The organism is Stenotrophomonas sp. 28608_Sma, from assembly GCF_056486185.1.
Genome location: NZ_CM151308.1, coordinates 4,500,214 through 4,522,564, shown reverse-complemented (window position 1 = coordinate 4,522,564; position 22,351 = coordinate 4,500,214). Strand labels below are relative to the sequence as shown.

Here is a 22,351-nt window from a genome sequence, read left to right as displayed (position 1 = left end):
ATCTGACAGATGTGTCGACCAAGGTCGACACCTACCAACAGCCGCGAAGATCTGTCAGAGGTGGGGCGGTGTCGGAGTGCGGGGTGTCAGCCGCATGGATGCGGCTGCCAAGCTTACAGGGATGTACTTGCAGCGTCCCCGCACTCCGATACCGTCCCGCCATCCCACGGAATGCCCGCTTTGGCTTTGGCTGTTGCCGTTGCGTTGCATTGAGCAGGGTGCAGGGCTGCAAGCCCTGCAAAAAACACCCTCACTTCACCCAGCTGTCGATCTCGCCGTGGGCAAACGGCCCCAGCTTCGCCTTCACCAGCCGGCCCTGTGCATCGAACAGCACGCTGTAGGGCAGCAGGCCCTGCGTATTGCCCAGCTGCACGCTGGCATCGCGTGGCCCGGGTGTCTCGATCACGATCGGGTAATCCACCGGTACCCGCTGCAGGAAACCGCGCACGTCTTCCGGCGTATCCAGCGCCAGGCCAAGAACCTGCACACCGTTATCGCCCTGGGTGTGGGCAAAGCGCGCCAGTTCAGGCATTTCTTCAACGCAGGGCGCGCACCAGCTGGCCCAGACATTGATCAACAGCGGGCGGCCGGTAGCGTGCTGGCGCAGGTCCAGCGGTCGGCCTTCAAGATCGGGCAGCGACAGCGCGGGCAGGCTGTCGCCGACCTGCAGGGCGGGTGCCACCGCCGCCACCGCAGGCGCCGCTGGCATGGCCTCAGGCGCAGCCGGCGCGGGAGCCAATCGATGCCCGGCCCACAGGCCGAGGCCGGCGGCCAGCACCGCTGTCCACAGCAGCGCTGGCCGTTGCCATTTCATCGTGCGGTGCGCAGCAGCGCTTCCTCGACCACCGCCTGGGTCAGCAGGGTCGGCAGCACGGTCGGCGGTGCGCCGGGGCCGTACACCACGTACAGCGGCACGCCCACGGCCTTGTGCTCTTCCAGGAACGTGGTGATCTGCGGATCGACGTTGGTGTAGTCACCGCGCATGTACACCGCGTTGGTGCGCTTGAGCAGTTCCTTGAACTCTGGGCGCGACAGCACGGCGCGCTCGTTGGCCTTGCAGCTCACGCACCAGTCGGCGGTCATGTTCACGAACACCACGCGGTTGTCGGCGCGCAGGCGATCCAGCAGCTGCGGCGAGTATTCGACCACGTTGTCAGTGGCCGCCTGTGCGGCACGCGCCGGCGCTGCCAGCTGGGTCACGCCCCAGGCCGGAACCAGTGCACCGATCGCCAGCAGCACGCCGAGCAGGGTGACGGCGCGCGAGCCGGTCCAGCGGTTGCGTTCAAACAGCCACAGACCGAAGGCCAGCAGCAGCAGGCCACCCAGCACCAGCGCCATGCCGTCCACGCCGCGCTGCTTGCCCAGCACCCACAGCAGCCACAGCACGGTGGCATACATCGGGAAGGCCAGCACGTGCTTGAGCGTTTCCATCCACGGGCCCGGCTTGGGCAGGCGGCGCGCCAGCGCCGGCACGAAGCCGATCAGCAGGAACGGCAGGGCCAGGCCCAGGCCGAGGAACAGGAACACGGTCATCGCCTTCAGCGGCGGGGCAATGAACGCGTAGGCAATCGCGCCGCCCATGAACGGGCCGACGCAGGCACTGCCGACCACGCAGGCCAGCGCACCGGTGAAGAAATCACCGGCCGGGCCACTGCGGCTGGCCAGCGACTGGCCGAGGTTGCCGATGCCGCCGCCCAGTGTGAACACGCCGGACAGGCTCAGGCCCACCGCGAACATGATGTAGGCCAGCGCCGCCACCACGCCCGGGTGCTGCAGCTGGAAGCCGATGCCGACGGCGTTGCCGATCGCGCGCAGGCCAACCATCAACGCACCGATCACCGCGAACGCGACCAAGACGCCCAGCGTGTACCAGAGGGCATGGCTGCGCGCGCGCTGCGGGCTTTCGCCACTCTGCGCCAGGCTCAGGACCTTCAGCGACAGGATCGGCAGCACGCAGGGCATCAGGTTCAGTACCAGGCCACCGGCCAGCGCCAGCAGCAGGACCCATACGAACGAACGGTCCGGATTCGGCGTGGTCACCGGCGGTCGCGTGCGCAGCGCGTTGTCACCCTGTGCATCGGCGGCGAACTCACTGCTGGCGGTGCCGTCACCTGCAGCAGGGGTCGTTGCATCCGTATTGGGCACGGTTGGCAGCAGGCGCAGCGGTGCGCCGTTGGCGGCTTCGCGTGGTGCGCCGTTGGCAGCGGGCAGCGGGCTGATCACCTCATTGCGCGGTGGCGCCTGGTCGGCACTGCTGCTGACCTTGCCGGCCGGAATGGACAGCTTCACCCGGCGGGTCATCGGCGGGTAGCAGATGCCATCGGTCTGGCAACCCTGGAAGGTCACCACCAGAGTGCTGTCGACCGCATCGGCGATGGAGCGGCGCAGCGGCAGCGGCACTTCCACCTGGTTGAAGTACACCGAGACATCGCCGAAGTGTTCGTCGCGATGCGACTGTGCGGCAGGCCAGCGCAGCTTGTCGGCCAGCACCCCGGTGCTGCCGTCCAGCTTCACCGAAGTGCGGTCGCGATACAGGTAGTAGCCCGGCGCCGGGCTGAAGCGCAGCAGCAGGGTATTGCCGTCGCTGGCGATGGCGTCGAAGCCGAACGCCTGCTCCGACGGCAGCGGCAGCGCCTGGCTGTTGTTGGCCGCGCCCGGCAGGCGCAGGCCACCGCTGTTGCCGGCACCGGCCAGCGGGTTGTTGAACGGGCTTGCGGCACCGGCACGCGCGGCAGGCCCCGCGGCCGCCGCACCGGCGCCCGGCAGGGTGACCTGCACCACGCGCTTCTGCGGCGGGTAGCAGACACCGGCATCGGCGCAGCCCTGGTAACGCACTTCCAGGCTGATGGTGCCGGCGGCGTCGGTCGGCGTGCCGGGCAGGGTGGCCTGCAGGCGTTCGCGATAGGTTTCGACTTCGCCGAAGAAATCGTCGTGGTGCTTGTCGCCCTTGGGCATCTGCAGCGCGCCGGCATTGAAGGCCGGGTCGGCCTTGACGCTGGTGCGGTGGCGATACAGGTAATAGCCCGGTGCGATCTTGAACTGCAGTTGCACCTGGCCCCGTTCGGGGGCGCTGGCGGTCAGCGCGAACGCCTGGTCCACCGGCAGCAGGTCCTTCTCATCCAGCGCGAAGGCCGGCAGCGAGAGCCACAACAGGGCGCACAAGGCGGCGCCACGCGCAAACAGAGTCTTCAATCAGTGTCCTCCCGGGTCTGTGCCCGGATCCAGTCCAGATACGCCGGCAGGCCGGCCCGGGTTTCGACCGCAATGCACTCCGGGAGTTCATACGGATGCAGTTCGACGATCCGGGCAATCGCGTCATCGACGCGACTCGCGGTGGTTTTCACCAGCAGCTGCAGCTCGGCGTCGGTGGTCACCTCGCCCTGCCAGCGGTAGGTCGACTGCGCGCCATCGAGGCGGGTCACGCACGCGGCCAGGCGCTCGCCGACCAGCGCGTGCGCGATGCGCTCGGCACTGGCCCGGTCCGGGCAGGTGGTCAACAGCAGCAGGACGGGATCGACGGTCGACATGACCGTCGAGTATAGGGCCGCCGCCGGGTCAGGGCCCGGCGGCGGCAGCGGACCGCTGCGTTGCGCGGTCAGTTGGCCAGCTGGCAGGAGGCCGGCTTGGCCGAGGTGAACAGGCCCGGGGTCGCCCACTCGGGGTGGTCGATGAACGGGTTGCGGTTGCCCTGGAAGCTGTAGATCACGTCGTTGCGGGCACGCTCGGCATCATCCGGCGGATCGGACAGGTGCCAGTCGATCAGCGTCGAGAGCAGGCCCATGTAGGCCGGCGAACTGCTGGTCTTGACGATCCTGCTGCGGTCGTCGGTCAGCTCCAGGTCCGGCTCGGACTGGCCGGTGGCCGCATCCTTGCCGCCCTCGTAGCGGATCGCCATGTACATCACCGCACGCGCCATGTCGCCCTTGCGCTTGCCCCACACCTCGAAGGTGCCGGTGTTGCCGTCCGGCGTGCGCACCCAGTTGGAGTTGCCCGGGTAGCCGCCGTTGCCGCCGCCCTGGCCGTTGTTGGCCTCGGTGGCGCGTTCGCCGCAGTTGGCGTCGCACTTGCCGAACGGCTTGTTGCCACGGTCGGCGTTCCACTGCGCGTCGGTCAGGTACAGCATGTGGGTGTCGGTGTACGGCGCGTACGGCAGGCCCTTGTCGCCGGTGGTGCTGGCAAAGCCCAGCGAGTTCGGCCAGGTGTGCTCGCGGTTGTACTTCAGGCCGCCGCCGCTGCCGGCGCGGTCGGTCACCTTGGCGTAGCTGCGGTTGCGGTACGCATCCAGGATCCTGCCGCTGTTGTTCGGATCCTCGTCGGCGATTTCCAGGATGGTCCAGGTGCTGGTGCCCGAGCCGCTGTACGGGTAGGCGGTGTGGCCCTTGATGGTGGCGTGCAGCGAGCAGCGCAGCTGGCTGGGGCTGCTGGTATTGACCTTGGAGTAGTAACCGGCCGGCACGCCCGGGTTGCCCGGGTCCGGATTGCCGCCGGTGCTGGCCACGGTGAAGGCGATGCGGCTGTCGGCGGCGGGGTGCGCCCCCTGCAGGTCGGTGATGCGCGCGGCGCGGATGTCGAAGCGGCAGGCTTCCCCGGCCACCAGCGCGGTGTTGGTGGACAGCTTCACGCTGCGGCCGCTGGCCGGGTAGGTCAGCGGCACGCTGCCGGAGGTGCCGCAGCTCAGGGCGAAGGCGCCGCTGGCCAGGTTCACCGTCTCGCTGAACACCACTTCCAGGTCGGCGGCGGCCGGGAAGGTGCTGCTGCCCTGCGCCGGGGTGGTGGTGGAGACCGACGGCGGCGTGTTCGGGCCCGGGGTGCCACCCCCGCTGAAGGTCTGGCCGTTGTTGCAGCTGCCAAACGTCTGCCTGGCCGATTCGGCCCAGGTGAAGTGGGCGTACTGGCTGCCGCTGCCGGTCAGCTGAAGCGAGGTGCCCGGGGCCGTGCTGTTGGTCTCGGCCACCGGAATGTTCTGGCTGGTCATGCCGGCGGCAGGGCCACCGGAGGCGGTGATGGCGCCCTCGTAGCTGAGGAACTGGACCACCTTGCCGCTGGCATCGACCAGGGCGATGCCGTCGTTCGGACCGTTCTGCAGGCCGTTGGTCGGGTAGCTGACCACGGCCAGGGTGGCGCTGCCGCAACCCGCGGCGGTGCCGGCCGGGACCGGATTGTTGGCGTAGACCGTGGCGGCTGAAGGATTGCTGCCGTTGTAGAGATAGAGGCGGTAGCCGGACAGGTCCTCGCCCGCGGTAGCGACCACTTCGATGGCTTCGCCGACGTCACCGGCGGCGGTGCTGTCGTCGTAGTGCAGTTCGTTGATGAAGACTTCGGCCTGGGCCGGCGCGGCGGCCAGCGCCAGCAGGCAGGCGGCGGCAAGCGGGGACAGCAATCGCATCGACTACTCCTTGTGATTGGGAATGCGCGGCCGAGCCTAAGGCCGATCCAGTGACACTTTGTCGTAAATGAACGTCAGATATCTGACAGTGCGACGCGAGTCACCAAAAGTCGAGGATTCCAGAGACAGGGTTGCCGCGTTGCACCGGCATCCAGGCCTTCACATGGGCGCAGATCGAGTGGGCCCGGGGCAGTGAAATTTTTTCCGCGAGCGGCCTTGAAAGGTCCGGGGCCAGCTCCATCTCTGTCCTGCTCCCGATTCATCGGGCTTTTTCGCGAGCAATGCTGGCAGTCACCTGGGGTGAGTGCTAACATCGCCAGACTTTTTCAGACCAATCAATAACTTAAGAGGTCTCTCATGAGCATCAAGCCGCTGCACGACCGCGTTGTGGTCAAGCCGATCGAAGCCGACGAAATCTCCGCCGGTGGCATCGTCATTCCGGATTCGGCCAAGGAAAAGTCCACCAAGGGTGAAGTCGTGGCCGTCGGCCCGGGCAAGCCGCTGGACAACGGCAGCGTGCGCGCTCCGTCGCTGAAGGTCGGCGACAAGGTCATCTACGGCCAGTACGCCGGCAGCTCGTACAAGAGCGAAGGCGTCGAGTACAAGGTCCTGCGCGAAGACGACGTGCTCGCCGTCATCGGCTGAGCCTCGGCGCGACCTGTTTCAACCTGATTCCCAAATCCCAGCCGCCGGGCATGGTCCGGCGCTACCAATGAGGTAATTGCAATGGCTGCCAAGGATATTCGTTTCGGTGAAGACGCCCGTTCGCGCATGGTGCGCGGCGTCAACGTTCTCGCCAATGCCGTCAAGGCCACCCTGGGCCCGAAGGGCCGCAACGTCGTGCTGGAAAAGAGCTTCGGTGCTCCGACCATCACCAAGGACGGCGTTTCCGTCGCCAAGGAAATCGAACTGGCTGACAAGTTCGAGAACATGGGCGCGCAGATGGTGAAGGAAGTTGCTTCGCGCACCAACGACGACGCGGGCGACGGCACCACCACCGCCACCGTGCTGGCCCAGGCCCTGATCCGCGAAGGCGCCAAGGCTGTTGCCGCCGGCATGAACCCGATGGACCTGAAGCGTGGTATCGACAAGGCCGTCGTGGCCGCCGTTGCCGAGCTGAAGAACATCTCCAAGCCGACCGCCGACGACAAGGCGATCGCCCAGGTCGGTACCATCTCGGCCAACTCGGACGAGTCGATCGGCCAGATCATCGCTGACGCGATGAAGGAAGTCGGCAAGGAAGGCGTGATCACCGTTGAAGAAGGCTCGGGCCTGGACAACGAGCTGGACGTGGTCAAGGGCATGCAGTTCGACCGCGGCTACCTGTCCCCGTACTTCATCAACAACCAGCAGTCGCAGACCGCTGACCTGGATGACCCGTTCATCCTGCTGCACGACAAGAAGATCTCCAATGTCCGTGACCTGCTGCCGGTGCTGGAAGGCGTCGCCAAGGCCGGCAAGCCGCTGCTGATCGTTGCCGAAGAAGTTGAAGGCGAAGCGCTGGCCACCCTGGTGGTCAACACCATCCGTGGCATCGTCAAGGTCGTGGCCGTCAAGGCGCCGGGCTTCGGCGACCGTCGCAAGGCGATGCTGGAAGACATGGCCGTGCTGACCGGCGGCACCGTGATCTCCGAAGAAGTGGGCCTGTCGCTGGAAAAGGCCACCATCAAGGACCTGGGCCGCGCCAAGAAGGTGCAGGTCTCCAAGGAAAACACCACCATCATCGATGGCGTGGGTGACAAGGCTGCCGTCGACGCACGCGTCGGCCAGATCAAGACCCAGATCCAGGACACCTCCTCGGATTACGACCGCGAGAAGCTGCAGGAACGCGTTGCCAAGCTGGCTGGCGGCGTTGCCGTGATCAAGGTCGGCGCTTCGACCGAAATCGAAATGAAGGAAAAGAAGGATCGCGTCGACGACGCCCTGCACGCCACCCGTGCAGCCGTTGAAGAAGGCGTGGTCCCGGGCGGCGGCGTTGCCCTGGTCCGTGCGGTCACCGCGCTGGCCGGCCTGAAGGGCGCCAACGAAGACCAGAACCACGGCATCCAGATCGCCCTGCGCGCGATGGAAGCCCCGCTGCGCGAAATCGTGGCCAACGCCGGCGACGAGCCGTCGGTCATCATCAACAAGGTCAAGGAAGGCACCGGCAGCTTCGGCTACAACGCCGCCACCGGCGAGTTCGGCGACATGCTGCAGTTCGGCATCCTGGACCCGACCAAGGTGACCCGTTCGGCGCTGCAGAACGCGGCCTCGATCGCTGGCCTGATGATCACCACCGAAGCCATGGTTGCCGAAGCTCCGAAGAAGGACGAGCCGGCCATGGGCGGCGCCGGTGGCATGGGCGGCATGGGTGGCATGGGCGGCATGGACTTCTAAGTCCCCCGCGTTCACCCCGCAATGAAAAACCCCGCTGCAAGGCGGGGTTTTTTTGTGGCCGGCTGCAATGGCATCGCTTTCCGAGCGGCTCATCCTGCGTCCTGCAGGGTGTGTGTGCCTGCTGCCTGCGGCGTCATCAGTGCTGCATGCAACCAGGTCATGAAAGCAGGTATCGCCGCGTTGGCCTCGCCGTCCGCACGCGTCACCGCGTAGTAGGCGAAGGCCTGTGGCCAGGGCTGGTCGATCACCACCTGCAGCCGGCCATTGGCGAGTTCTTCGGCCGCGTGGATGTCGCGCACCAGGGCGATGCCTTGCCCGGCCACCGCCGCGCGGATCAGCAACAGGTCGTCATCGAACGCAGGGCCGCGCTCCAGTCGTTCATCGACGGGCAGATCCAGTGCCTGGAACCACAGCCGCCAGTCGCTGCGGTCGGCGTCCTGCAGCAGCGGCAGCTGCAGGCAATCCTGCACTGTACCCACGGCAGGCGCGCTGGCCAGCAGCGCAGGGCTGGCCACCGGCAGCAGTACCGGTGCCATCAGGTGCTCGGCATGCAGGCCAGGGTAGCGGCCCAGTCCATGACGGATCGCGATGTCCACCCCCTCGCGGCGCAGGTCGACCAACGCCGCGCTCGAGTCCAGCTGCACGTCCACCTGCGGATGCAACGCACTGAACCCGCCCAGTCGCGGCGCCAACCACTGTGCGGCGAAGCTCGGTGCCGCGCTGATGCGTAGCGTGCACCGTGTTTCCCAGCGTTCGAGTGTCTGCAGGCTCTGTGCGATCTGATCGAAGGCCTGCAGCAGCTCCGGATACACGCGCGCGCCGGCTGCACTGAGCACCACGCCATGCCGGGTGCGGTCGAACAGGCTCACGCCCAGCCGCTCCTGCAGCTGTCGAAGCTGCTGGCTGATTGCACCAGGTGTCACCCCCATCGCATCGGCGGCGGCGGTCAGGCTGCCATGTCGGCCGGTTTCAACGAAGGCCCGCAGGCCCAGCAGCGGCAGCACCGCACCCATCTCAACTCTCCTGTAACCGCGTCGGCACGCGCCGCGCTGCGACAGCATATCGACCGCACTGCAGGCTGTCGCGCGCGCGTCGCGCACGTTGAGCCCCGCTCAACTCCCCGTGCAGGAGACATCGTTTCCCCGCGACGCAGGCCTTTCCTAGACTGCCTGCACGGCTGCTGCAGCGCCCGTTCCCGCATCGCCCGGCCACCTTCAACGGCCGATGCATGCCGTCGCTCCCTGCCGTCCAGGATTCCCATGAACGAACCTTCGCTGCACCTGTACTCCGACAGTTCTCCCAATGGCTTCAAGGCCACCATCGCACTGGAAGAACTGGGTCTTCCCTATCACCTTCACCACGTCCACATCGCCGATGGTGAACATCGCCATCCCGACTTCCTGCGGCTCAACCCGCATGGCCGCATTCCCGTGCTGGAAGATCGCGCGCGCGGCATCGTTGTCTTCGAGTCGGCGGCGATCCTGATGTATTTGGCCGAACAGGGCAATGCGTTGCTGCCTTCCGAACCGGTTGCGCGCTGGGAGACGCTGACCTGGCTGCTGTTCCATGCCGCCAGCGTCGGCCCGATCCTCGGCCAGCGCGTGCACTTCGAGCATTTCGCACAACAGCCCGATTCCGCGGCAATCGAACGCTACCGCCGCCTGAGCGACGACCTGTTCGGCGTACTCGACCAGCGTCTGCAGGGACGCGAGTGGTTGGCTGGCGATCACTACTCGATTGCCGACATCGCCCACTTCGGCTGGCTGCACATCTCCCGCATCATCGACATCGATTTGTCGCGGCATCGCCATCTGGATGCGTGGTACGCGCGGGTTGCAGCACGCCCTGCGGTACAGCGCGGCGTGCAGCTGCCCGAACCGGCCACCGGACCGTAAGGAGGCCATGCAGATGAATGATTCCATTGCGATGCGGGGCGCGTCGGCGCCGGCCTTTGCCATGCACCCGGGCTACCAGCGCATGTTCCGTGCCGATGCACTGACGCTGGGCATCTACCTGCCGTTGCGTTTCTACCAGGGCGACATGAGCGTGCTGCAGGGTCAGGGGCGGTGGGTGGAGCAGATCGATCGCCACGGCTTTGCCGCGGCATGGGTGCGCGACGTGCCGCTGTTCGATCCGATGTTCGGTGATGCAGGCCAGTTGTTCGACCCGTTCACCTACCTTGCGTGGCTGGCAGCGCGCACACAGCGCGTGGCCCTGGCCACCGGCAGCGTGGTGCTGCCACTGCGCCATCCGATCGATCTGGCCAAGGCCGCGGCGTCGATCGATCAGCTGTCCGGTGGTCGGCTGGTGATGGGTGTGGCGTCCGGTGATCGACCACTGGAGTTCCCGGCCTATGGACTGGAGCACGCGGCGCGCGGAGAGCGTTTCGCCACCGCAATGAACGAGATGCGCCGTTGGCTGCAACCGGGCACGGATGGGCGGATGACACATGCCGGTGCCGGGCAGGGCGTGCAGTTGCTGCCGCCCACGGTCAGTGGCCGCGTTCCGCTGATCGTCACCGGTGGCGCACGCCAGCCACTGGAATGGATCGGCCAGCATGCCGATGGCTGGCTGACCTACCCAGAGGCCACCCATGACAACGCTGGTCCGCAGCGGCTGGCCGCGAAGATCGGCGCTTGGCGCGCGCTGATTCCGGACGGCGGCTTCCGTCCGCACATGACCAACGAATGGATCGACCTGGTGGACGATCCGGATCATCCACGCATGCCGTTGCGGGGTGGCTTCACCCTGCGCACCGGCCGCAAGGGTCTGATCGATCTGCTGCAGGCCTGGCAGCGGGCCGGCGTCAACCATGCCGCACTGGGGATCCAGTTCGCCGAGCGGCCTGCCGGCGAGGTGCTGCAGGAGCTGGCCGAGGAGGTACTGCCGTTGTTCCCGTCGCATCCCGGGCCGGCGGCGAAGGTGATGGACTGGTAGCCACGCCGAAGGGGATGGCATATGATTAGGCGCCTAATCATATCGGTATGGATGATGATCGAAGCCAAGCACCATGCCCTGATGGATGAGGCGCAGCGACGCGGCCACGCCAACGTCGCGCAGCTGCGCCTGTGCTTCCAGCTGCTGTCGTTGTCGTCGTCCATCGACCACGATTGCGCCACCCGGCTGGCGCCACACGGGCTCAGTGAGGGTCGCTTCATCGTGCTGTTCCTGCTGCATGGGGCCGGTGGCACGCTACCGCCCCACGAGCTGGCCGAACGCGCAGGCGTCACCCGCGCCACCATCAGCGGCCTGCTCGATGGCCTGCAGCGCGAAGAACTGCTGCAGCGTCGCAGCGATGCTGAGGATGGCCGTCGCCTGCAGATCGTATTGACCGCACGGGGAAAACGCTTGGCCGAGACACTGTTTGACCAGCACACACAGTGGATCGGTGGCCTGTTCAATGGTCTGGATACCGATGAACAGCGGCAGCTGTCGCGGTTGCTGCACAAGGTCTGGCAGCACACCGATGCTGGACGAGAGTCTGCAGCATGAGCCCGGCGATTGCGGCGCAACGCCTGCATGAACTCAACACCGGTCGCGTTGCCACCACCCATCTGGCCGAATGCCTGGCAGTGGATTTCGCCGCGTTGCTGCAGGTGGTGGCGCCTGCGCTTGCACCGGAAGCGCTGCAACGCATGCGGGATGCCTCAGGCAAGGGCATCACGCTGCGCATGGCCCTGGCCGCGCAACTGCTGCGTGAGGCGGGGCAGGGCGCGCCTGAGTTCTGGCAGGATCACAGCTCCGATACCGTGCGTGGCTGGGCCTGCTATCTGGTCGGCAGCGATGCCCGCGCAACGTTGGCAGAGAAGCTGCAGCAGATGCGCACGCTGGCCGATGACCCACACTTCGGTGTGCGCGAATGGGCGTGGCTGGCGCTACGCACGGACATCGTTGCCGCGCCGATGCAGGCGCTTGAGTACCTGCAACCCTGGACACAGGAAACATCGCCGTACCTGCGCCGCTTCGCCTGTGAAGCGCTGCGCCCACGCGGTGTCTGGGCCACGCATATCGCACTGTTCAAGCAGCATCCGGACCTTGCGTTACCCATGTTGGAAGCACTGGCTGACGACCCGGAGCGCTATGTGCAGGATTCGGTCGGCAACTGGCTCAATGACGCCGGCAAGACTCAGCCGCAGTGGCTGCGCGAGCTGTGCACGCGTTGGCAGCACGAGCGCCACAGCGACGCCAACGCCTACATCCGCAAACGCGCATTGCGCTCGCTCCGGTAGTGCCGGCCGCTGGCCGGCAACCCCGCAACCTCGTCAACCTCAAGGAAGAACCACCGTGTCGCACACCTTCATCGAGCTCTACACCGCCACACCTGCCTGGACCGCACTCCCGCCCGAGCAGCGGAATGCCTTCTTCGCCCGTATTGGCGCCGGCATGCAGCAGTTCGATCCAGCCCGCATCACGCCGCTGGCGATGGGCCGCATTGCCACGGACGTACCGCACGGCAGCGATGAGCAGTTCTATGCGGTCTGGCGCTGTGCAAGCCGCGAGGAGGTCGATGCGCTGGTGGCCGGCATCGCCGCGACCGGCTGGCATGCGTACTTCACCACCACCCATGCGGTAGGCGCGATGGACAGCATGGCCCAGCACCTGGCCGACCTGGCCGCCCTGTAGCGGGGCGGCAGACGCCGGCAGATCCCGGGCCTCGGCATGGGAGGCACATGCGCCTGTCACCCAGACACGGTAAACAGTGCATTGCCCATGTCCATCCGCAGGGAAGTCGATCATGCAGAGCACGCTCCAGGTCACGCTGTTCGGCCCTCTTGGCGACAGCCCGGCGTTGCAGTTGCCGGGCCTGGAGGGGCCGTCGGTGGCCATCCCGGAATCGGCCCTGCGGCGGTTGGTTTCCGACCTCTACACCGCGCGTTCCCTGCTCAACCCCGAGCAGCTGGACGAAGCCAGGCAGGAGCTGGACCGCGTGCTGGAGCGCTGGGCCGACATCCATGAGGGCCTGCTGCTGGATGTGGAAGTGCATGGCAAATGAGCAACTTCGCGTGGCTGCCGCCGTGTAGGCATGGCTGGTGCGCACCTCGCTGAACCGCGTCCCCAGTTGCGGATGAAACATTTTGCACTGCGCAAAAGCTGTGTTATCAATAGATCCCATGAACGCAGCCCCCACCAGCTTTTACTGGTATTACTTTCCGAAGCCACTGGCGGAGGAAGGACTGCGCTCACCCTGAAGAAAGCTTCAGACGCATTCCCGAAAGCCGCCAGCGAACCTGGCGGCTTTTTTCATGCCGCCACGCTGGGGACCCCCAACGTTCCGGAGATCTCCCGCAATGCCCCCGCACACCGACGACCTGCGTATCCGCACCATCGAACCGCTGACACCGCCTGCCCAGCTGCTGGCGATGCTGCCCTGTGACGATGAAGCCTCCGACACCGTCAGCGCCTCGCGCGCGGCCCTGCACCAGATCCTGCATGGCCGTGACGACCGCCTGGCGGTGGTGGTTGGCCCGTGCTCGATCCACGACCCGAAGGCCGCCATCGAGTACGCCCAGCGCCTGAAGCCGCTGCGCGACGCACTGGCCGGCGAACTGGAAATCGTCATGCGCGTGTACTTCGAGAAGCCGCGCACCACGGTGGGCTGGAAGGGCCTGATCAACGATCCGGACCTGGACGGCAGCTTCAAGATCGACAAGGGCCTGCGCATCGCCCGCGGCCTGCTGCGCGACATCAACAAGCTGGGCCTGCCGGCCGGTGTCGAGTTCCTCGACGTGATCTCGCCGCAGTACATCGCCGACCTGGTGGCATGGGGTGCGATCGGCGCACGCACTACCGAAAGCCAGGTGCATCGCGAGCTGGCCTCGGGGCTGTCGTGCCCGGTCGGCTTCAAGAACGGCACCGATGGCAACGTGAAGATTGCGGCCGATGCCGTGGGTGCGGCATCCAACCCGCATCACTTCCTCTCGGTCACCAAGCAGGGTGGCACCGCCATCGTGTCGACCACCGGCAACCCGGACTGCCATGTGATCCTGCGCGGCGGCAAGCAGCCGAACTACGACGCCGGCAGTGTCGCCGAGGCCTGCCAGGTGCTGGCCAAGGCCAAGCTGCCGACGCGCCTGATGATCGACGCAAGCCATGCCAACAGCCTGAAGAACCCGGAGAACCAGCCGAAGGTGATCGACGACATCGCCGTTCAGCTGGAAGACGGCGAACAGCGCATCGTTGGCGTGATGATCGAGAGCCATCTGGTCGGTGGCCGCCAGGAACTGGTGGAAGGCCAGCCGCTGGTCTATGGGCAGAGCATCACCGATGGCTGCATCGACTGGGACACCACCGTGACGGTGCTGGAGCGACTGGCTGCGGCCGTGCGCGCCCGTCGCGACGTGAAGGTGTCCGAAGCAGCTTGATGGAAGCCGCCTGAGTGCGGCACGTGTGTGGATGGCGGCCAGCGCCTGCGGGGGTGCGGCCGCGATCAGGGCCGGTCGGAGTTGGAGACCGGCCCATCTGCACCGGCGATGCGCCTGGCGCTGCGCATGAGCGACAGCGCCAGGTACATCGCCGGGGTGGCAGTAGATCCACGCCATGCGTGGACGATTCGCCGTCCCCGGCAATGACGGCTACGACCCGCTGGAGGCCACATTTGTCGCGGGCCCGTCGGGTCGCATCCGGCACGCCAAGTGGTCCAGTCCGCACAGTGCGATGATCCGCCTTGGACACGTAGAGTCGAGCTTGCTCGACTGCGGAAAAACGTGCACCAACGGCAGTCGAGCAAGCTCGACTCTACTCAAGGTCCGCAGTAGATCCACGCCATGCATGGATGTGGGTCACAATGCGATCACTTCTCCTTGCGGCTGCCGCCATGAAAGAACTGATCATCCCTGAAGCTGCCCAACGCGACGAATCTTCGGTCGAGATGATTCGCGTGTGGATCGCTGAGCGCGGGCTGCATGCATCATTGAAAGTGGGGCTGTACGAGGATCGCCCCGACATCCGCGAAGAACGTGCCTGGGGGCGAATTCTTGCAGATGTTGCCCAGCACGTTGCCGACGCGCTGGTGACCAGTGAGGGCATGGACCGTGACGTGGTGGTCGAGGCCATCAAGGCAGCCTTCAACGAGGAGCTGCAGGCGCCATCCAGCGGCCGGTCCGGCGGGTTCGTCGTGCGGCATTGACGGTAGATCCACGCCACGCGTGGATGAATTCCCAGCCCCACCTTCACCGCTTCGCCCGAATCCTCGCCAACGCCAGATACATCGCCGGGGTCGTGTACAGCGTCAACCACTGGCTGACCAGCAAGCCGCCGACAATCGCAATGCCCAGCGGTTGCCGCAGCTCCCAGCCTTCGCCATTGGCCAGCATCAGCGGCAGCGTGCCCAGCAGCGCTGCCAGCGAGGTCATCAGGATCGGCCGCAGGCGCAACCGTGCGGCTTCCATCACTGAATCCTGCGCGCTCAGCCCGCGCCGCTCGCCGGCCAGTGCGAAATCCACCAGCAGGATGGTGTTCTTCATCACCACGCCCACCAGCAGGAACAGGCCGAGCAGGGCGATCAGGTTCAGTTCGTTGCCGAACAGCCACAGCGCCAGCAGCGCACCGACACCGGCCGAGGGCAGTGTGGACAGGATCACCAGCGGCTGCAGGAAGCTCTCGTAGAGGATGCCCAGCACCAGGTAGACCGCCAGCGTGGCGCCCAGCACCAGCCATAGCTGGCGCGCGCGCAGCTGATCCAGGCCGCCGGCTTCGCCTGACAGTTTTCCCTGTACCGAACGTGGCAGCATCAGTTTCGACATCGCACCATCGATCGCCTGTGTGGCCTGTTCCAACCCTACGCCCGGTGCCAGTGCGAACTCGATCCAGATCGAGGCGAACTGCTCGCTGTGGTACACCCGGTCCGGTGCCATGCCATAGCGCCAGCTGGCGATGCTCGACAGCGGAATGCGCTGGCCGTTGCCATCGATCACCTGCAGGCGTGACAGCGTGCCCGGGTCCTGGGTGTGCTTCGGGTCCAGCTCCATCACCACGCGGTACTGGTTGAGGCTGTCGTACAGCGTGGCGACCTGGCGCTGGCTGAAGGAGTTGTTGAGCATGTTGGCGACGGTGCGCAGGTCCACGCCGTGGCGCGCGGCTGCTTCGCGGTCGATATCCAGCACCACCTGGCGCATGCCCGCTTCACCCTGTGCTTCCACGTCAACCAGTTCGGGCAGGCCACGCAGGGCGGCAGCCACCTTCGGTGCCCATTCGCGCAGGGGCGCTGTATCGGCTGAAAGCAGCTGGAACTCGTACTTGCCGCTGCTGCCGGCGCCCTCCAGGCGGATGTCCTGGTCCACCCACAGATAGAGATTGCCGCCGGGCAGCTTGGGCAGCCGCGCGCGCAGGCGGTCGATCACCTGCTGGCTGGACACCTTGCGCTCGGCCAGCGGCTTCATCTTGATCATGATGAAGGCGTTGTTGACCCCGTTGCTGCCACCGATGTAGCCGATGATGTCCTCGATGGCCGGATCGGACAGCAACAGCTTCCTGTACGCATCGATCTTCGGTTGCATGGCCTGGAAGGACAGGCCGTCATCGCCGCGCGCGAAGCCACGCAGCTGCGCGGTGTCCTGCTTGGGCACGATGCCCTTGGGCACCTGCTGGAACAGCCACGTGTTGAGCGCGATGACTGCAACGAACGCCAGCAACGGCCAGCGCAGCCGGCGCAGGCTGACCTGCAGCGTACGCAGGTAAGCGCCGCGCACGCGCTCGAACAGTGCGTTGCTGGCGTGCTGCCAACGCGAGGGTTGCTGCGCGGCATCCACGAACAATCGTCCACACAGCATCGGAACCAGGCTCAGCGCGACCAGCACGGAGACCGTCATGGCCGCCACCAGGGTCAGTGAGAATTCGCGGAACAGGCGTTCGACGAAGTCATCCAGGAACAGGATGGAGACGAACACCACGGCCAGTGCAACGTTCATCGACAGCAGCGTGGCACCGACTTCCGATGCGCCACGCACCGCCGCCTGCCAGCGGTCAGCGCCCAGCTCGCGATGGCGGGCGATGTTCTCCAGCACCACGATGGCATCGTCCACCACCAGCACCGCCGCGACAATCAACGCCATCAGCGAGAGCGTGTTGAGCGAGAAGCCCATCAGCGCGATCAGCGCCAGCGTACCGAACAGCACCACCGGAATCGCCACGCTGGGCACCAACGCTGCACGCCAGTGGCCGAGGAAGCCGAGCACCACCAGCACCACCAGCACGATCGCCAGCACCAGCGTGAGCTCTGCTTCGTGCAGGGTGGCGCGGATTACCGGCGAGCGGTCCATCACCAGCCGCATGTCCACGCTGGAGGGCAACAGCGCATGCAGTTGCGGTAGCTGCGCCTGGATGGCATCAACGGTGGCGATGATGTTGGCGCCGGGTTGGCGGCTGACGATCAGCAGCACGGCGGGGCGTTCGTTGTGGAAGCCGCTGGCGTAACGGTCTTCCACGCCATCGGCAACGGCGGCGACATCGCCCAGCCGCAGCGTGCGGTCGTCGCTGACCTTCAATGCCAGTTCGCGGTACTGCGCGGCCTGGCGCAGCTGCAGCGGCGCTTCCAGCTGCCACTGCTGGCGGTCATCGCCCACGGCACCCAGCGGGCGCATGGCGTTGGCGCGGCCGATGGCCTGGGCCACGTCCTCCAGTGCCAGGCCTGCATGGTTCAGCGCATTCGGGTCCAGCGATACACGCACGGCGGGCAAGGCGCTGCCGCCCACCTGCACTTCGCCCACGCCCGGCACCTGCGACAGCTTCTGCGCCAGCACGGTGGAGGCCAGGTCATACAGCTGGCCTGGCGAACGCGTGTCCGAGGTCAGTGCCAGCGCCAGGATCGGTGCCTGTGAGGGATTGACCTTGCGGTACTGCGGCATGCCGGGCATGCCACTGGGCAACTGCCCGCGTGCAAGATTGATGGCGGCCTGCACTTCACGCGCTGCCTCATCGATGTCGCGGCCGAGTACGAACTTCAGTTCGATCTGGGTCTGGCCCTGGGTGCTGGCCGAGTCGATGCGTGAGATGCCGGGCAGGCTGCCCAATGCGCGCTCCAGCGGCGTGGCGACGGTGGCTGCCATCGACTCGGGCGAGGCGCCGGGCAGGCTGGCGCTGACTTCGATGGCCGGGTAGTCGACCTGCGGCAGTGGCGCCACCGGCAACAGGCGCAATGCCAGCAGGCCGGCCAGCACCAGCGCCACCGCCAGCAGGATCGTCGCTACCGGGCGCTGCACGCAGGCCTGCGCCAGGCGCGCGATGGGGTTCACGCGCGCGCCTCGTCAACCGCCACCGGGGACGCTGCACGGCCACGCTGCAGGCGGTCGAAGGCCAGGTAGATCACCGGCGTGGTGAACAGGGTCAGCACCTGGCTGACCAGCAGTCCGCCCACCATCACCCAGCCCAGTGGCTGCCGCAGTTCGGCGCCGGAACCGCTGGCCAGCATCAGCGGCACCGCGCCGAACAGTGCAGCCAGCGTGGTCATCAGGATCGGCCGGAAGCGCAGCAGCGCGGCCTGATGAATCGCCTCGCGCGGTGACATGCCGCGTGTGCGCTGCGCGTCCAGCGCGAAGTCGATCATCATGATCGCGTTCTTCTTCACCAGCCCGATCAGCAGCACGATGCCGATCACCGCGATCAGGTCCAGGCTGCGTCCGCTCAGCCACAGTGCGGCCAATGCACCCACGGTGGCCGAGGGCAGGGTGGAGAGGATGGTGATCGGATGGATGAAGCTCTCGTAGAGCACGCCCAGCACGATGTACATCACCACCACCGCGGCCAGGATCAGCCACAGTGTGGACGACAGCGAGCTGCTGAAGGCCGCTGCGGCACCCTGCAGGCGAAGTTCGATGCTCTGCGACAGGTTCACCTGTGCGCGCGCGGCGTGCACAGCCTCCACCGCTTCGCCCAGTGATGCGCCCGGGGCAAGGTTGAACGACAGCGTGGCCGCCGGGAACTGGCCGACATGGTTGCGCAGCAGGGCGGTCGGGCCCAGATCCACGCGTGCCACCGCACCCAGCGGCACGGTCTGCCCACTGCTGCTGCGCACACGCAGGCCCGTGATCGCCTCCGGCCCGGGCTGTCGTGAAGGATCGGCCTCCAGCACCACCCGGTACTGGCTGGCCTGGGTGAAGATGGTCGAAATCTGGCGCTGCCCATAGGCGTCGTACAGCGCATCGGCTACTGCTTCCACGCTTACGCCCAGGCGCGCCGCCGCATCGCGGTCGATCGCCACGCGCGCCTGCCGGCCCTGCATCTGCAGATCGCTGGCGACATCGCGCAGTGCAGGTTGCTGGCGTAGCGCCTGCAGCAGCTTCGGGGTCCAGCGTTCCAGTGTTTCAAGATCCGGCGTGGTCAGGGTGAACTGGTACTGGGTGCGGCTGATGCGGTCTTCGATGCCCAGCTCCTGTACCGGCTGCAGGTACAGGGTGATGCCGGGGATCTTCGACACGCGCTGTTGCAGGCGCGCCATCACCACGGCGGCGCCATCGCGGTCGCCGTGCGGTTTCAGCTCGATCAGCAGGCGGCCGGTATTGAGCGTGGCATTGTTGCCGTCCACGCCGATGTAGGACGAGACGCTGGCCACCGCCTCGTCGGCTTCGATGGCCGCCGCCAGCGCCTGCTGGCGCTCGCGCATGGCCTGGAATGAGATCGCCTGCGGCGCTTCGCTGATGCCCTGCACCAGGCCGGCATCCTGCACCGGGAAGAAACCCTTGGGCACGGCGAAGTACAGCGCCACGGTCAGTGCGAGGGTGGCAACGGTGGCCAGCAACATCAGCGGCTGGCGCTGCAGCACCCAGCGCAGCTGGCGGTCGTAGAGGCCGATGACGCGGTCGAAGACATCGGGCGCATGTGCAGTCTTCGCGTGCGGCTTCAGGAACCGCGCGCACAGCATCGGCGTCAGCGTCAGCGAGACCACCAGCGAAATGCCGATGGCTACAGCCAGTGTCACTGCGAACTCATGAAACAGTGCACCCACCAGGTCGGCCATGAACAGCAGCGGGATCAGCACCGCGATCAGCGAAACAGTCAGCGACACCAGGGTGAAGCCGATCTCGGCTGCGCCTTTCAGCGCTGCATCGCGGGGGCTTTCGCCTTCCTCCAGATGGCGGGCGATGTTCTCCAGCATCACGATGGCATCGTCCACCACGAAGCCGGTGGCGATGGTCAGCGCCATCAGCGTGAGGTTGTTGAGCGAATAGCCGGCCAGCAGCATCACCGCGAAGGTGCCGATGAGCGACAGCGGCACCGCGACGCTGGGAATGAGCGTGGCCGGCAGATTGCGCAGGAACACCCAGGTGACCAGCACCACCAGGCCGATGGCCAGTACCAGTTCTTTCTGCACGCCGCGCACCGACGCGCGGATCGATTCGGTGCGGTCGCTCAGTACATTCATCTGCACGCCGGCGGGCAGCGTGGCCTGCAGCTGCGGCAGCAGCGTACGCACCTGCTCGACCACGGCGATCACGTTGGCGCCGGGCTGGCGCTGGATGTTCACCAGCACTGCCGGCGTGGTACCGCTCCAGGCGGCCAGCTGGCGGTTCTCGGCGCCATCGGTAATGGTGGCTACATCGCCCAGCCGCAGCGGCGCGCCGTCGCGCCAGGCCAGTACCAGGGCACGGTACTCATCCACGCTGCGCATCTGATCGTTGGCATCGAGCATCACCGCGCGGATCGGGCCATCGAAACTGCCCTTGGGCAGGTTGACGTTGGCGGCGGCGATGGCGGTGCGGATGTGGTCCATGCCCAGGTTGTTGGCGGCCAGCGCCGCTGGATTGACCTGGATGCGCACCGCCGGGCGCTGGCCACCGGCCAGGCTGACCAGGCCGACGCCGGGCAACTGCGCCAGGCGCTGGGCGATGCGCGTATCCACCAGATCGTGCACCTGCGGCAGCGACAGGCCTTGCGAGGTCACCGCCAAGGTCAGGATGGGGGTGTCGGCCGGGTTGACCTTGCGGTACACCGGCGGCACAGGCAGGTCCCCGGGCAGGAAGCTGCCCGCCGCGTTGATGGCGGCCTGCACGTCCTGCTCGGCCACACCCAGCGACACCTCCAGCCCGAACTGCAGGGTAATGACCGAGGCGCCACCGGAACTGGTCGACGACAGTTGTTTCAGGCCGGGAATCTGGCCGAGCTGGCGCTCCAGCGGTGCGGTGATGGTGCGTGTGGTCAGTTCGGGGCTGGCCCCCGGATACAGCGTGGTGATCTGGATGATCGGGTAATCGACCTGCGGCAGCGCCGCCACCGGCAGCAGGCGATAGGCCAGCACGCCGGACAGCAGCAGCGCCACCATCAGGAGAGTCGTTGCGACCGGGCGCAGGATGAACGGGCGCGAGAGGTTCATGCGCCGGCCTTGGTCGCGGCCTCCTCGGTGATGATCTCCACCGCCGTGCCGTCTTCCAGCCCGTCGATGCCTTCGATCACCACCTTGTCCCCTGCGGCCAGCCCGGAGCGCACGGCCACGCGTCCATCATCGGCTGGACCGAGCACCACGGTGCGGCGTTGTGCCTTGCTGTCCTTGTCGACGATATGCACGTAGTTGCCCTGGCTGCCGAACTGCACGGCGGCATCGGGAATCAGCAGCGCGGGCTGCTCGCCCAGCTGCAGGCGGACGTTGACGAACTGGTTGGGGAACAGCGCCAGATCGTGGTTGTCGAAGTGCGCACGCAGTTTCAACGTGCCGGTGGTGGTATCGATGCGGTTGTCGACGCTGGACAGCGAGCCGCGGGCCAGCTGCCGGCGTTCTTCGCGGTCCCAGGTTTCCACCGCCAGTGCCGGTTGCGCCTGCACGGCATCGAGCAGCGCAGGCAGCTCGGGTTCGGGCACGGTGAACAGCACGCTGATCGGCGCGGTCTGCGCCAGAGTCACCAGGCCTTCGGCATCGCTGGCGCGCACCAGGTTGCCCACGTCCAACCGGCGCAGCCCGACGCGGCCACTGACCGGCGCGGTGATGCGGGTGTACTGCAGCTGCAGGCGCGCTTCATCAACGGACGCCTGATCGCTGAGGCGGCGGCCCTGCAGCTGGCGCACCTTGCTCTGCTGGTCGCTCAGTTCCTGCCCGGACACGTAGTTCTGCTTCTGCAGTTCGCGGTAGCGCTGCAGCTGGCGCTCGGCGTTTTCCAGCTCGGCCAGATTCTGCTGCTGGGTACCCTGCGCCTGTGCCAGCTTCACTTCATACGGGCGCGGGTCGATCTGCGCCAGCAGATCGCCGGCCTTCACCTGCTGGCCTTCCTGGAAATGCAGCCGTAGCAGTTCGCCATCCACGCGGCTGCGTACCACCACGCTGTGCAGCGGGGTGACCGTACCGACCGCCTTCAGGCGCAGCACCAGCGGCTCGGCGCTGGCGCGTGCCACGCGTACCGGCACCGTCTTGCCCGGCGCATCGTCGCTGCTGCCGGCGCCGTTCCGGGGCCACAGCCACCACGCCAGAACGGCGACGAGGGCGATGGCCAGCACCGCCCACAACAGGCGGGCACGACGGAAGCGGGAATTTTCGGCGACAGACATGGGGCATCCTGCGCCCTGCGCGCGCAGGGACATGCGGGCCCGTCGGCGCGTTCACGGCACCACGGGCAGCGGGGAGGGAGTTGTCTGGCGGGGCCGCGGGCGCGGCGTGGCTGGATGCCGTCG

General features: G+C 66.8%; 18 protein-coding genes. 10 read left to right on the top strand and 8 right to left on the bottom strand.

From position 1 onward, the window contains the following. Positions 1-250: 250 nt before the first annotated feature. The 4 genes from ACZLHH_RS21345 to ACZLHH_RS21330 all read right to left on the bottom strand — a co-directional run bounded on the left by ACZLHH_RS21345 (position 251) and on the right by ACZLHH_RS21330 (position 5,386). On the bottom strand, positions 251-814 hold the full coding sequence (locus ACZLHH_RS21345; RefSeq protein WP_107433205.1) for a TlpA family protein disulfide reductase: 564 nt from the start codon (positions 812-814) through the stop codon (positions 251-253). Continuing rightward, positions 811-3,192, bottom strand: a complete 2,382-nt coding sequence (locus ACZLHH_RS21340; RefSeq protein WP_180845066.1) for a protein-disulfide reductase DsbD domain-containing protein — start codon at positions 3,190-3,192, stop codon at positions 811-813. Before ACZLHH_RS21340 ends, ACZLHH_RS21345 begins: the two co-directional genes overlap by 4 nt. Further along, positions 3,189-3,527 (bottom strand): divalent-cation tolerance protein CutA, encoded by a 339-nt coding sequence (gene cutA / locus ACZLHH_RS21335; protein ID WP_010481118.1) that lies wholly within the window; start codon positions 3,525-3,527, stop codon positions 3,189-3,191. Before cutA ends, ACZLHH_RS21340 begins: the two co-directional genes overlap by 4 nt. 68 nt (positions 3,528-3,595) lie before the next feature. Then, on the bottom strand, positions 3,596-5,386 hold the full coding sequence (locus ACZLHH_RS21330) for an endonuclease (protein WP_180845067.1): 1,791 nt from the start codon (positions 5,384-5,386) through the stop codon (positions 3,596-3,598). Positions 5,387-5,743: 357 nt separating this feature from the next. On the opposite strand from ACZLHH_RS21330, the gene ACZLHH_RS21325 reads away from it, so the two are divergent. Continuing rightward, positions 5,744-6,031: a co-chaperone GroES gene (locus ACZLHH_RS21325; RefSeq protein ID WP_006396661.1), complete on the top strand. Its 288-nt coding sequence runs from the start codon at positions 5,744-5,746 to the stop codon at positions 6,029-6,031. Positions 6,032-6,112: 81 nt separating this feature from the next. After that, positions 6,113-7,762, top strand: a complete 1,650-nt coding sequence (groL, locus tag ACZLHH_RS21320) for a chaperonin GroEL (protein ID WP_088027439.1) — start codon at positions 6,113-6,115, stop codon at positions 7,760-7,762. Between the two features lie 89 nt (positions 7,763-7,851). Here groL and ACZLHH_RS21315 read toward each other — a convergent pair whose 3' ends face one another. Next, positions 7,852-8,775 (bottom strand): LysR substrate-binding domain-containing protein, encoded by a 924-nt coding sequence (locus ACZLHH_RS21315; protein ID WP_032130047.1) that lies wholly within the window; start codon positions 8,773-8,775, stop codon positions 7,852-7,854. A 246-nt stretch (positions 8,776-9,021) separates the two neighbouring features. Here ACZLHH_RS21315 and ACZLHH_RS21310 point away from each other — a divergent pair, with 246 nt between their 5' ends. The 8 genes from ACZLHH_RS21310 (at position 9,022) to ACZLHH_RS21275 (ending at position 14,888) form a co-directional block, all read left to right on the top strand. Next, a complete protein-coding gene (locus tag ACZLHH_RS21310; protein ID WP_180845068.1) occupies positions 9,022-9,657 on the top strand; it encodes a glutathione S-transferase family protein in 636 nt (211 codons plus the stop codon). Between the two features lie 13 nt (positions 9,658-9,670). Beyond that, positions 9,671-10,699, top strand: coding sequence for an LLM class oxidoreductase (locus tag ACZLHH_RS21305; RefSeq protein ID WP_107433316.1), 1,029 nt, complete (start codon positions 9,671-9,673; stop codon positions 10,697-10,699). Positions 10,700-10,753: 54 nt separating this feature from the next. Further along, complete coding sequence (locus ACZLHH_RS21300; RefSeq protein WP_107433317.1) at positions 10,754-11,254, top strand: MarR family winged helix-turn-helix transcriptional regulator; 501 nt, start codon at positions 10,754-10,756, stop codon at positions 11,252-11,254. Next, positions 11,251-11,991 (top strand): DNA alkylation repair protein, encoded by a 741-nt coding sequence (locus ACZLHH_RS21295; protein ID WP_180845069.1) that lies wholly within the window; start codon positions 11,251-11,253, stop codon positions 11,989-11,991. The genes ACZLHH_RS21300 and ACZLHH_RS21295 overlap by 4 nt, the downstream gene beginning before the upstream one ends. 55 nt (positions 11,992-12,046) lie before the next feature. Next, positions 12,047-12,385 (top strand): DUF6616 family protein, encoded by a 339-nt coding sequence (locus ACZLHH_RS21290; protein ID WP_049400985.1) that lies wholly within the window; start codon positions 12,047-12,049, stop codon positions 12,383-12,385. A 112-nt stretch (positions 12,386-12,497) separates the two neighbouring features. Next, complete coding sequence (locus tag ACZLHH_RS21285) at positions 12,498-12,755, top strand: hypothetical protein (RefSeq protein WP_005414620.1); 258 nt, start codon at positions 12,498-12,500, stop codon at positions 12,753-12,755. A gap of 295 nt (positions 12,756-13,050) precedes the next feature. After that, positions 13,051-14,124 (top strand): 3-deoxy-7-phosphoheptulonate synthase, encoded by a 1,074-nt coding sequence (locus ACZLHH_RS21280; protein ID WP_071227875.1) that lies wholly within the window; start codon positions 13,051-13,053, stop codon positions 14,122-14,124. 452 nt (positions 14,125-14,576) lie between these two features. Next, positions 14,577-14,888 carry a DUF5076 domain-containing protein gene (locus tag ACZLHH_RS21275; protein WP_080356512.1) on the top strand — a complete coding sequence of 104 codons (312 nt, stop codon included), beginning with the start codon at positions 14,577-14,579 and terminating at the stop codon, positions 14,886-14,888. A 43-nt stretch (positions 14,889-14,931) separates the two neighbouring features. Here ACZLHH_RS21275 and ACZLHH_RS21270 read toward each other — a convergent pair whose 3' ends face one another. From ACZLHH_RS21270 to ACZLHH_RS21260, 3 genes are read right to left on the bottom strand one after another with little or no spacing between them, the layout of a single operon-like run. After that, on the bottom strand, positions 14,932-17,991 hold the full coding sequence (locus ACZLHH_RS21270) for an efflux RND transporter permease subunit (protein ID WP_081352273.1): 3,060 nt from the start codon (positions 17,989-17,991) through the stop codon (positions 14,932-14,934). Beyond that, positions 17,988-21,065 (bottom strand): multidrug efflux RND transporter permease subunit, encoded by a 3,078-nt coding sequence (locus ACZLHH_RS21265; RefSeq protein WP_180845070.1) that lies wholly within the window; start codon positions 21,063-21,065, stop codon positions 17,988-17,990. The genes ACZLHH_RS21270 and ACZLHH_RS21265 overlap by 4 nt, the downstream gene beginning before the upstream one ends. Beyond that, positions 21,062-22,228 (bottom strand): MdtA/MuxA family multidrug efflux RND transporter periplasmic adaptor subunit, encoded by a 1,167-nt coding sequence (locus tag ACZLHH_RS21260; RefSeq protein ID WP_012512239.1) that lies wholly within the window; start codon positions 22,226-22,228, stop codon positions 21,062-21,064. Before ACZLHH_RS21260 ends, ACZLHH_RS21265 begins: the two co-directional genes overlap by 4 nt. Between the last annotated feature and the right edge of the window lie 123 nt (positions 22,229-22,351).